We start from the raw sequence: 12,115 nt of genomic DNA, 5'->3' as shown, positions 1-12,115 counted from the left end.
GCTAACCTATCATTCAAGAATGAATTCGAGTTTGAAAAACTCACGGGAGCCACCCGTAAGGGCATGGGTGATGGTTGAACCATTGGCGATTCCCTCTGCGACGACACTCCACGAGCCTAAGTCGGTGGATCGCCACAGCCTGTAACGGCGTGTCAGACCGTCGTAGCCGGGACCGCTTGCCGCTGGTGGCGTAAATTGGACATAACTAGACGTTAGAGTCAACGGGTCGGCGTCAGGTGCATTCGGATTCATACCAGCGACAAATTCGAAGGCATGGCTGAAGGGATCACCATCGGTATTGGCTGCGGGGCCGAACGACAGGCTACCGAATTGGTCCATTTCCCAGGCATCTGCCAGAGTGTCCGAATCGGTGTCTGGAAATACAGATAGATTTTCAAAGAAATCCCCCTTTGCCCAGGATGGGTCGTAGGAGCCGGTGCCCTCTGTGAAGGCGACAGACACGGTGGTGTCCAGCCCGACTTCGGTCGAGTGAAGTCCCCATTCCTCGGACACATGCGGAGCCCAATCAGATGGCACCTCCCCCGTCTGATAGATCGTGGAGACGTTGGGCTTTCCTTGGGAGACATGGAAGTCAAGACCCTCATTGGCCATCTGGAAGGGGGACTTGTCCGGGGTGCCATTTCCCGTTGTGTCCACCGTCACGTCCTGCCAGTAATCATGGAAAAGGCGGTTGCTGCCGTAGCGATGGAGGTAGAGTTTTTTGACCTGCCAGGGGGGGAGTCCGTCAATTTCCAGTGTGGGGTCGGCAGCCATGCTGTAAGCGTCGACGGCGCAGATCCCGGTCGCCTGATGGGCACCATGACCATACTCGCCCCCGAGATCGTGCGATGCCACAACTTCGGGGCGGTAACGGCGGATCTGGCTTGCTATCGCAAGCGCTCCGGCTTCCCGACCGTCGGGTATCCCGTTGCCGTTGGCATCAGCCACGCCATCCGCATCATCCCCGTCCCATGCATCCCATGCGGAAATGACATTATCCCTGTCGTTGAGCTGAGCGTGATCCATGAATCTGAGGTTGATGGGATGATTGCGTAATCCGTAGGCCCAGCATGCATTGCGCAGCTCGGTTTCCCGGGTGTTGGGGTTGTTGGCTTTGCGGGAGCTGACCATATTGACGACCACGGTGTTGAGCTTTCTGGCCTGGGTAGCGTAGGATATCAGGCCTCCCATGAAAATACCTTCATCATCCGGGTGGGCATGGATGACCATCAGGTGCGCTTTGCCTGGCCGCTGCTCCCAGGCATGATCCGTGAATTCATTCACCTGAGGGTCGTATGATGTGTATGCAACGCCGTCGTGGTAGGGGAGGCTGCGAAAATACTCTTCACCATTGGGAAGTCCATCGCCGTCCGGATCACCTTCGTAACCGTTGTCAGGATCGATGCTGCCATCGTCAGCGGGATCGAGCCCATGGTTAGTTTCCCAAATGTTAGGCATGCCATCATCATCGGCATCAGCATAGGGGTCGGGGTCCATGTAGTCAGTCGGGTCGGTCAGGGAGGTGTTCACCTCATACCCATCCTTGAGCCCGTCATTATCCGTGTCATCATCGTTGGGGTCAGTGCCGGTATCCGATGCGCCGCCATAGGTTCCCGTATTTGTTTCCACACCATCAAGCAGCAGATCATTGTCTGAGTCAGCATCCTTCGGGTCAGTGCCGCGCAGGTATTCTTCGTAGTTGTTAGATCCATCACTGTCGGGGTCGCCGTCGGCCCCATGGTTGAAATCGATCGTTCCGTCGTCATTGGGATCGAGTCCGTAGGATCTTTCCCAGGCGTCCGGAAGTTGGTCCCCGTCCTGATCGAACTGCGGGAGTTGTCGTAACTGGAGGGCGCAGACTTCTGCGTTGAAGCCACTCGAACTCCGGAAATGAAGCTCCTGAGATGTCGCATTGGCGGTGAATGTGGCTGTTGCCATCTGGGCTGACGCATTTGTGTTGCCATAGGGCACCGCAAACACGGTATAAACTTCAGTCCCTCCCACAGTATCTGCATAACCCAGGTCGATGGTTTTATTCATCTGATCCCGGGAGAGCAGCACTTGCACCAGATAAGATTTGCCTGGAGTAAGACCAGTAAGGGTAAAGGCCGAGTTGCCGTCTCCGGAGCCAAATTCCAGTGTATCCAACAAGAGTTCGGTATCGGCAAGGTCGAGACCGGTGATGGCTGATCCGGTGTAATTTCCAACATTGTAGTAAATGCCTCCGGGAGATGTGTATTGCACGCTGCTGGCATCGGAGAAGCTGACTCCGTTCATTGTGACGGAGGAGGAACCGCCGAGGTTCTTCGCTTCCACCAGAGTGCCATCGGTATTGATTTGATTGGTGTTAGTGAAGCCCGCAGGCTGACTCCAGGTTACCAAGGCTGCCGTGAGCGATCCGGATAGGTTCAAGTAGCATACCAAAACAATAGTGATGTAACCCTTCATGATGTGGATTTCTAATAAAGCTCGGATATAGCTTGGGCAGAAAAAACAGGCTCAGGGAAACCGAACGCCCTCAGCCTGTTTCTTGATTGAGATGGATGTCGGATCGACTACTTCCTACGGCGTAGAAGCAGCGCAAGTCCACCGAGGCCGAGTAGTGCTGCGGAGGATGGTTCCGGCACCGCCCTGAGCTGAAAGGCAGCAACCTCCAGGTTGTTTCCATTGGCATACGTAGTCGCTACGTGGATTTCCTGGCTCACAGCATCGGCTATAAATGTTCCTGTGGTAATACGAGGTGCCGACCGTACGAGACCGGTCAAGTCATAGACCTCGGTTCCACCGACCGTTGCCGCATAACCGTAACTCATTGAGCCGCCGGCTGCGGGCGTTGCTCTTAGATCAATGATCTGGAGTTCATAGGCCTGCCCGATGGTTAAGTTAGTCAGGGTGGCAAGGGAGTTCCCAATACCAGGGCCGAATTCAATGGAGTCTAACATGGCGTTGGCGTCCACATCCGGAACCCCTGTAATGACTCCAGTGCCAGTGTAGTTATCATAGTAATAATCACCGGCACTATCGGCAAAATCACTGGTTCCAGTGCCGGAATCTGAGGAGAAGGTGACTCCGTTGATCACGACAACCGTTGTTGCTGGTCCGTTGTTCGTCCCGGTTCCACCGCCTTTGCCGAGGTTGACTGCCTTGACGAGTGTTCCGTTCGTAGAAACGTCCGTAGCATTGGTAAAGAGCTGGCTGGTGTAGGATACGACGGCTGCCCGCGAGGTCACCGACAGGGCCAGCAGGCTGAGTAGTGATATATTTAGTCTGTTCATGGTTTGCGTGTTCGTTGTTTATGACGTTCAATTTCTGGAGGGGGGCTTTTTCAACCCGCCTTTCAAGTTAAGCTACCTACACGAAAATGTGTAAATGCGCGTTCGATTTTCTCTTGTCGAGAAAATCGAACAAACAAGGGGTTGCCCGCTCGCGCATTTTAGTAACAGAATTGTCTGACGACCGTATTTGTGATAAGCCGTTACCGCACACAGCAATTACCGGGCGGGGATGTCTTAAAACAACATCCGGTTCAGCCACCCACCGTAAAGAATCCATAGACAACAAACATCCACATGAAATCATTCATCCACCTCGTCCTCACTTGCGGTCTGCTGATTGCAAGCACCAGCATTCACGCCGAAGAAGCCATGCAAGCCAAGTCGGCAGCGGAAGGTGTCCTGAACCGCCTCCTGCCCGGCCGGGCCGGTGAGTTTGTTTTGGAGGAAATTCCGCTGGAAAACGGCAAGGATGTTTTCGAAATCGATTCCCGGGACGGCAAGGTGGTCATTCGGGGGACGAACGGTGTCACCATCTGCAGCGGACTGAACTGGTATCTCAAATACCACTGCAAGGCGCACACCTCATGGTGCGGTGAGCAGATGAATATCCCCAGCCCCCTGCCCTTGCCTAGCCAAAAAGAACGCCACCCCACCCCATACACATATCGCTACGCGTTCAACCACTGCACCTTCGGCTATACCATGACATTCTGGGACTGGGAGCGCTGGCAAAAGGAACTCGATTTCATGGCGCTCAACGGCATCAACCTGCCGCTCGCCATGACCGGCGCCGAGTGTGTGCTGCGCGAGGTCTATCGCAAGCTCGGGGTGTCTGATGAAGAGATCGGCAAATTCATTTCAGGCCCGTCGTATCTTCCGTGGTTCTTCATGGCCAACCTCGACGGCTGGGGCGGCCCCTTGCCTGAGAACTGGTATCAAAAACAGGAGGCGCTGCAGAAAAAAATCCTCGCCCGCGCCAGGTCGCTGGGGATGAAACCCGTGTTGCCCGCGTTCGGTGGCCACGTGCCTCAGGCGATTGCCAAAAAATTCCCCGATGCCAAAATCCAACGCATGAAATCCTGGGGAGGTTTCCCCGGCACCTACATCCTCGCTCCAGACGATCCGCTCTTCAAACGCATCGGTGCGCTGACGATTGAGGAAACCCAAAAAATGTTCGGCACGGATCACTATTACAGCGCCGAGACATTCAACGAGATGCACCCGCCCAGCCTGGAGCCGGATTATCTCAAGAGCATCAGCGAGGCGGTTTATCAATCCATGCAGTCCGCCGATCCCGATGCGGTCTGGGTGATGTATAGCTGGCTTTTTGGTGAACGCAAACTCTGGACGCAACCGAGGATCGAAGCCCTGCTCTCAGGCGTCCCCGACGACAATATGATCATCCTCGACCTCTGGGCGACAGCCGACCCGCACTGGACGCACACCAAGGCATTCGGTGGCAAACAATGGATCTGGTGCATGTTGCACAACTGGGGCGGTAAACAGGGCATGTATGGTCGCATGCACCGCGTTGGCACCACTCTTCCCAATGCCGTCAAAAACCCGGCGTCACGCAATCTTGTCGGCATCGGCAGCGGCAATGAAGGCGGCGAGATCAACCCGGTCGTCTTTGATCAATTCTATGAAATGACATGGCACGACCAGCCGATGGATCTTCACGCGTGGGTGGACCAGTATGCCGAAAGGCGATATGGCAAAGCCCCCCAGGCGGTGAAGGATGCGTGGCATATCCTCATCGACGAGGTTTACACCTGTGACAACGACGCACAGCGCGGCCCCGTTGGCTCGTTTCTAGCCATGCGCCCGGGAATGGGCGCCAACGGCACCAACTTCGTGCGGGCGCAGATTTTCTACAACACCGCACGGGTGCAAGAGGCGTTTGTCAAACTGCTTTCGGCAGCCGACACGCTGGGTCACATGGACACCTACCGCCACGACCTTGTCGATCTGGCCCGCCAGGTGCTCTCCGACAAATCCCAGCAAATGCACGCCCAGCTCCGCTCAGCCTATCACAAAAAAAACGCCAAGGCCTTCGACCAGGCGGCCGCTGCCTATCTGCAGGCCATCAAGGACTGTGACGAACTGCTTTCTTCGCACCACAAATTCCTCGCCTCCCACTGGATCGGGATGGCGCGCAACCGGGCGGGCGACAACGAGCAGGAAAGGAACCTCTACGAGCTCAACGCCAGAAACATCATCACTACCTGGGGCGATAAAAACAACAACCTCCACGATTATGCCCAGCGGCAATACGGGGGTATGATGGGCGACTTCAACTACACCCGATGGAAAATCTACCTCGACGCCATCAGCAAGGCATTGCACGGCAACGGCAAATTCAACGGCGGTGCTACGGAGGCCGCCATCCGCAATTACGAGGACAAGTGGGTCCATTCCCAAAACGACTACCCGACAAAAGCCCAGGGCGACCCCATCGCCATCGCCAGGAAAATCAAAGCCAAGTATGTCACGGTGGAGACCAAGGGAAAGTAGAGACCAAAGAATGTGGACTCTTGGAGGTTTGCCCCTGTTTCCAAAACACACAATAAAAGCGCACCCTCGATCCAAGGGTGCGCTTGAAAAAGAACCAACGGAAGGAATTCGATCTACTTGCGTCGGCGCAAGATCAGGGCAAGGCCAGCCAGACCAAGCAAAGCTGCTGATGATGGCTCGGGCACGGGTGCTACCTCGGCATAGCTATTGCCAAAGCGAATCTCGTCGATGTAGTTGGGCGTGTTCGTTCCACCAGTTCCGCCACTTCCGCTGATGCGGATGGAGTCGAAAGCCACACCGCTGTTATCGACCGTGATATCCCCGCTTGTCAGTGAAGCTCCCAATGCAGGATTCACCCAGTAGTCCACCAAATCACTTCCACCAGTGCCGGCGCCATACTGAATACGCGAAACGAGAAACACCGTGTCGCCGTTGGTGTAGGAAGTCGAGTTGTTGATATCCCAGGCAGTGTCAGCTGCATTTCGGGTGTAGAACTGAACTTGCCCCTGACGCACGGCCAGCCAAGTGCGTTGGCTGGTCGTCCCAGTAAAAAGCCCAATAGATGCCATATTAGAAGTGATATTACTCGTCCCATTCACTTGCATGAGCGCACTCATCCAAACCGTTCCAGTGCTGGTACTTGGCAGCCCGCGGAACTCCAGTTCGTCTGTAGAATTGGCCTCTACCTTACCTCCGGTGGTTACCAACGTGGAATAAGACAGCGTGCCTGACACCACCGTGAGTGATTGATCTGAAGAACCCCAGGCTCCTGTAAAGCCGGACCCGCCGGTTTGGCCAGTCAAGTCTCCCGTCGTGGTGAATCCGTCGTAAGCAGATAAAGCTGCATCGGTGTGCGATGCCGCCATAGCACAGCAAGCCAATGCCGTGACCCCGCCTGTTTTCATTCGTTTTCTTTTCATGTTTATCATTGGTTGTGTCTAGGGAACCTGAATTTGCGTGTTAACCCACGACTGATTTGCATCCTACACGTTATTCTCGCCCCCTGGCGTTCGATTTTCTCCCTAGGAGAAATTCAAACAATCTTGGGTGAATGGCTGAAAATTTGCTTTCGGGATGAGAGGATCGAGAACATCGTTGGCAGCGGGAAAAAGAGGAAGGAAAACTCCAACCTGTCCCCTTTCCCCCAATAAAACTGTTCCCACCATGCGACCTAACAAGTATCTTCAATGGCTCATCGCACTAGTTGTTACAGCTATCACAACCAACATCATTTCCGCCCAAGGCATCACCGACGGCGGCTGGCCGATGGTGGACCCGAAGCTCGATGACGCCTCCAAACCCTGGTGTTACTTTACCCATCCGGTGACCTGTATCGGCATGCCCTGGCAGCCGGACCCGATCGGGATTCAAGTCACTCCCGAGGGCAACATCTACACAGGCCGTGCCGAGCTTTGCCTGTTCTGGGGTGAAAATGACACGCCGCTGGCATGTCGACAACGTCAGTTTTTAGACGGCTACATTCCTGTCGTCTCCGATAACTGGACCGACGGATCTTTACGTTATGAGTATGAGGTGTTTGGCGCCTTGCTGCCCTCCGATTCGGAAAATAAAAACACGGCCATCTTTGCCAAACTCGTCGTCCGCAATGCCGGAAACAAACCCGTCACCGCCAAAGCCGCCGCCGCATTCCGCCAGTGCGGCATCGGCCACCGCGAACGCAACGCCGGGTTTAATGCCAAATGGGAATATGAAATCAAAGACGATGCTTTGCTCCGTTCCGGGGAAACGGTTGGCCTCTACACCACCCCTGACAGTTGGGATGCTGCCAATGGTGAAGCTTATACCAAACCATTCATCGGCACCGAACTCGGGGTCTCCCCGCGCACAGAAGTCGGCATCGCCCGATACACCCAAAAACTCGCTCCCGGTGAATCGATGACCCTCATCTTCAAACTCCCCCGTGTCCCCACCTCCGACGCCACCTACCTAGCAGAACTGAAAGCCGCCGACTACACACAATCCCGCGCCCGGGTCATCGACTACTGGAATAACGCCGTCACCAGGTTCAGCTTCATCCGCACACCGGGCGAGCCAAAACTGGCCGAGTCCCATCGCGCCACCGCCGTGCATGTCATGCTCGCCACCCGCACCTACAACGGCAGAAAGACCCAAACCGACGGTCTCCCTTACCCCGACCTCTTCCTCACTCCCGTCTACGATTACGCCCTGCTTTACAACAGCTTCGGCCTCAAGGATTTCCTCCAACCGAATTTCCAGAACTTTGTCGACCGGCAACAAAAAGACGGCCTTTTTGTCGACATCGCACTCAGCCACGGGCAGAAAATTTTCTGCGGCCACGGCCAGCCGATGGCGGCCATCACCGATCACATCGTCAACAGTCGCAACATCGACCTCGGCAAGAAATTCTTCCCGGCGATCAAGCGCGGTGTCGAGTGCATCATGCACGACAGCAACACCCAGCCGCACGGCCTGATGCGCCCCTCCATCCCCTACGACAACGAGATGATCAAGGGCCAGTACACCTGCCACAACTACTGGGCACTCATCGCCCTGCGCTCCGCCATCAACATGGCAAGATTACTCGGCGAAAACGACACCGCCGCCACCTGGCTCAAGTTTCACGACCGCTATGAAAAACTCGTCCTCAAAGCCGTCCGCGACAGTGCCCACGCCGATGGCTACGTGCCCACCGGTCTCTACAAATTCATCACCGGCCCGGCTGCCCGCGCCGGCTTCGCGGAGTTCCGCACCGACCAGGATTGGGAAAACGAGATGCTGCTCTGGCCCACCGAGCTTGTCCAGCCGGGTGACCCACTCGTGTCCGGCACCCTCAAACGCCTGCACGCCACCAAATACCGCGAGGGCATCATGACCTACCGCAACGGCCAGCACCTCCACCAGTACATGACCTCCCGCGCCGCCAACCAGTCCATCCTCAACGGCGACCCCCAACAGGCGCTGATCGACACCTATCACGCCATGATGCACTCCGGCAGTGCCTACGAGAGTTTTGAAAACATGATCCGCCCCTGGACCGACCGCGATGTCGAGTTCTGCCCACCGCCTCACGCCTGGGGATGCTCCACCTACAACGGACTCATCCGCAATCTCTTTGTCGCCGAGTTCGGTGGTCGTGGAGGACTGGAACCTCAGAACCGCGACATCCTGCTCTTCAATGCCGTCTCCCCCGCTTGGCTCGTCAATGGCCAACCACTCGGTATTGAAAAAGCACCCACCTCCTTCGGACTCGTCACCGCCCTGATGACTCCCCGCAACGATGGCGCTGATGTCAGCATCAAGACAGACCTTTTCCAACAGCCCCGCAGCCTGGTTGTGCGCATCCCGTATTTTGTGAATCTCAAATCCTTCACCACCGACGCCAAACGATCTAACAAAGATGGCAACGTGATCCACCTCAGCCCGGATGCCACCAAGCTCGCTCTGGAATGGACCCTCAACCCCGATGCCGACAAAAACCTTTTCCAGAACACCCTGCTCGCCTACCGCACCGAACCCGGCTTCTGGCCGGGCAAACGTTCCGAAATGCCCCCGATCCCCAAGGGGTTTCTAACGGATGGGGAGAAGGCGCATCCGACCCAGCCGCTTTCCTACAAGCTCATCCTCGCTGCCTGGAAAACGGAATACGCACGCCGTTTCGCAGAACATGTCAGCAAAAACGGCAAGGTGAAAACCTACCATCCCACCGCCATGCAGGACCCCGCCGAGCGCAGTAAATCCGTCCTTGTTAAAATCAAAAACCTCGCCGCGGAAAAAGGCGTCAAAGTCACCTGCTCACCCGGCTCAACCAATCCGCAATTTGCCAACGATGGCGAGATCAACAACGCGGAATACTGGGAAGGGGATTGGTATCAAATCGATTTCGGAAAATCCGTCAACATCTCCACCATCAACGTCGTCCCCCTGCACAAGGACAAACGCGCCTACAAATTCATCGTCAAGACCTCCATGGACGGCAAAAACTGGGATGTCCACATCGACAAACGCGACAACAAGGAGTCCTTCGGTGCCCGCGGCTGTGAAGAAAGCTTCCAACTCACTCCGATGCGCTACATCCGGGTGGAAATGTTCGGCAGTAACCTCAATCCGGGCAGCCATCTCGTCGAGCTGATTGCCAAGTGAAGTTTGGAACCGGATTTCACTCGTGCCGATTTAACCTGGTGTTTTATTTCATAGAGCATCGAATTTCATAGAGCATCGGAATGCTCGATAGCCTGTTGGCGCGTTCGTCAATGATCGTTGACACACGTGCCCACACATGGACAATGATTCCCAAGCTCATTGCCGCACCACCGTATTTTCCATGAAAATCACCCGCATCCGCACCTTTGTTGTCAATGCCCAGATGAGAAACTGGGTTTTTGTGAAAGTGGAGACAGACACCCCCGGCCTCTACGGCTGGGGCGAGGCCTCACTCGAATGGAAAACCCGCTCCCTGGTCGGTGCCGTCGAGGATTTCGAACCCATGCTCATTGGTGAGGACCCGCGGCGCATCGAGCACCTCTATCAGAAAATGTACCGTCAGTCCTTCTGGCGGCTCGGTGTCATCGGCATGTCCGCCATCTCGGCCATTGAACAAGCGCTCTGGGACATCCGGGGCAAGGATCTGGGAGTCCCCGTCTTTGATCTGCTGGGAGGGCGTGTCCGCGACAAGGTGAGGATGTACACCCACCTCGGCGGCGGCGATATGAAGGCGGTTTATGAAACCTTTGACCCCGGCCCGCTCATCGATCTCGCCCACGCCGTCGTCGCCAAGGGATACACCGCCCTGAAGGTCGTCTTCGTACCCTACTCGCGCCCGCTGGAGGGCATCCGTCCGGTGAAGAAATTCGCCAGCCTGATGGAAAGACTCCGCACCGCCGTCGGTGATGACATCGACATCATGGTCGACTTTCACGGCCGCTGCACCCCCATCGTCGCCACCCAGTATATCAACGCCATCGAGGAGTTTTCCCCCTACTTTTGCGAGGAGCCCGTGCCTCCGGAAAATGTCGACAGCCTCTGCGAGGTCACGCGCGCCGTCAAGGCGCCCATCGCCACCGGCGAGCGACTCGTCAGCATGCACCAGTACCGGGAGATTTTCGAAAAACACGCCTGTCACGTCATCCAGCCGGACCTGTGCCACTGCGGCGGTCTGCTCGCCGCCCGCAAGATCGCGGCCATGGCGGAAATCTACAACATGGGCGTGGCACCCCACAATCCGCTCGGCCCCATCGCCAACGCCGCCGCCCTCCACTTTGACCTCGCCGCGCCAAACTTCATCATCCAGGAGGACATGCTCACCGATGTCCCCTGGCGCTGGGATGTTGTCAAATCCAGCCTCGAAACCAAGGACGGCCACTGGCTACCGCCGACGGCTCCCGGTCTCGGCATCGAGGTCGATGAGGCGGAGGCCGCCAAGCACCCCTTCGAGCAGGAAATCATCCACTCGAACACCATCCGGGCCGAGGACGGAGCCATTCTTGACTGGTAAATTATTTAACAATCTAACACACCCTAACAATCACCGAACAACTGACACCTGCATCATGAGCCAGCGATTAAAAGGAAAAACCGCCATCGTCACCGGTGCCGGCGACGGCATCGGTCGGGGAATCGCCACCGCCTTTGCCCGCGAGGGCGCCAACGTCGCCGTCTGCGCCTCAAGGGAACCCAACCTGCTGGAAACCGCCAGGCTGATTGAATCCTACGGGGTGAAGGCCTGCCACCAGGCCTTCGACATCGTTGACACCGCCGCCATCGAGGCCTTCGTGGCGCGGGCCAACAAGGAGCTCGGTCCGGCCTCCATCCTCGTGAACAACGCCGCGGTCATGCCCGTCGTCGCGGTGGAGGATATGAGTGAGGAGCAGTTCGACCTCTGCGTGAACGTCAAGTTCAAGTCCTCCGTGTTTTTTTCCAAGTTCTGCATCCCCGCCATGCGACAATGCGGCGGCGGCTCCATCATCCACATGGCCAGCGTCACAGGGAACGTGGGGTTTGCCAATCACGCCGTCTATGGCGCCTGCAACGCCGCCCTTATCGGTCTGGCTCGCGGCCAGGCGATGGAACTCGCCCCGGACCACATCCGCGTCAACTCGGTCTCCCCCGGCACCGTGGACTCCCCCATGCTGCACCGCTACGTCGCGGAAAGCGGCGAGGACCCCGAGGCCCTGTTCCGCTCGTTTGATCAAAACCACCCGCGGGGAAAAGTCGGCAGCATCGAGGAGGTGGCGGCGACCTTTGTTTTCCTCGCGTCCGAGGAGGCGGCCAACATCACCGCCGCAGACATCCGCTGCGACGGCGGCTTCTCTTACAAGGGCGGACAGGCCAACGCCTGACCAAACGCT

6 protein-coding genes and 1 pseudogene are annotated in these 12,115 nt (G+C 56.7%); 4 read left to right on the top strand and 3 right to left on the bottom strand.

Annotated elements, in window-relative coordinates; genetic code table 11:
• Positions 1-9 precede the first annotated feature (9 nt).
• Together H7A51_02160 and H7A51_02155 are read right to left on the bottom strand one after the other, a co-directional pair.
• Positions 10-2,448 carry a PIG-L family deacetylase gene (locus H7A51_02160; GenBank protein ID MCP5535018.1) on the bottom strand — a complete coding sequence of 813 codons (2,439 nt, stop codon included), beginning with the start codon at positions 2,446-2,448 and terminating at the stop codon, positions 10-12.
• Positions 2,449-2,555: 107 nt separating this feature from the next.
• Positions 2,556-2,630, bottom strand: a pseudogene (locus H7A51_02155) (PEP-CTERM sorting domain-containing protein).
• Positions 2,631-3,569: 939 nt separating this feature from the next.
• On the opposite strand from H7A51_02155, the gene H7A51_02150 reads away from it, so the two are divergent.
• Positions 3,570-5,789, top strand: coding sequence for an alpha-N-acetylglucosaminidase (locus H7A51_02150; protein MCP5535017.1), 2,220 nt, complete (start codon positions 3,570-3,572; stop codon positions 5,787-5,789).
• Positions 5,790-5,902: 113 nt separating this feature from the next.
• Here the strand turns inward: H7A51_02150 and H7A51_02145 are convergent, their stop codons facing one another.
• A complete protein-coding gene (locus tag H7A51_02145; GenBank protein ID MCP5535016.1) occupies positions 5,903-6,709 on the bottom strand; it encodes a PEP-CTERM sorting domain-containing protein in 807 nt (268 codons plus the stop codon).
• Positions 6,710-6,953: 244 nt separating this feature from the next.
• Between H7A51_02145 and H7A51_02140 the strand changes: the two genes are divergently transcribed.
• The 3 genes from H7A51_02140 to H7A51_02130 all read left to right on the top strand — a co-directional run bounded on the left by H7A51_02140 (position 6,954) and on the right by H7A51_02130 (position 12,106).
• Positions 6,954-9,911 (top strand): discoidin domain-containing protein, encoded by a 2,958-nt coding sequence (locus H7A51_02140; protein MCP5535015.1) that lies wholly within the window; start codon positions 6,954-6,956, stop codon positions 9,909-9,911.
• 181 nt (positions 9,912-10,092) lie between these two features.
• Positions 10,093-11,262 carry a galactonate dehydratase gene (gene dgoD, locus H7A51_02135; GenBank protein ID MCP5535014.1) on the top strand — a complete coding sequence of 390 codons (1,170 nt, stop codon included), beginning with the start codon at positions 10,093-10,095 and terminating at the stop codon, positions 11,260-11,262.
• A gap of 55 nt (positions 11,263-11,317) precedes the next feature.
• Entirely contained in the window at positions 11,318-12,106 is a 789-nt protein-coding gene (locus H7A51_02130) for an SDR family oxidoreductase (GenBank protein ID MCP5535013.1), read from the top strand.
• Positions 12,107-12,115 lie beyond the last annotated feature (9 nt).

This window comes from Akkermansiaceae bacterium, from assembly GCA_024233115.1.
GTDB lineage: Bacteria > Verrucomicrobiota > Verrucomicrobiia > Verrucomicrobiales > Akkermansiaceae > Oceaniferula.
Note: the sequence above shows the minus strand (reverse complement) of the source record. Positions and strands in the feature narration are given on the sequence as shown.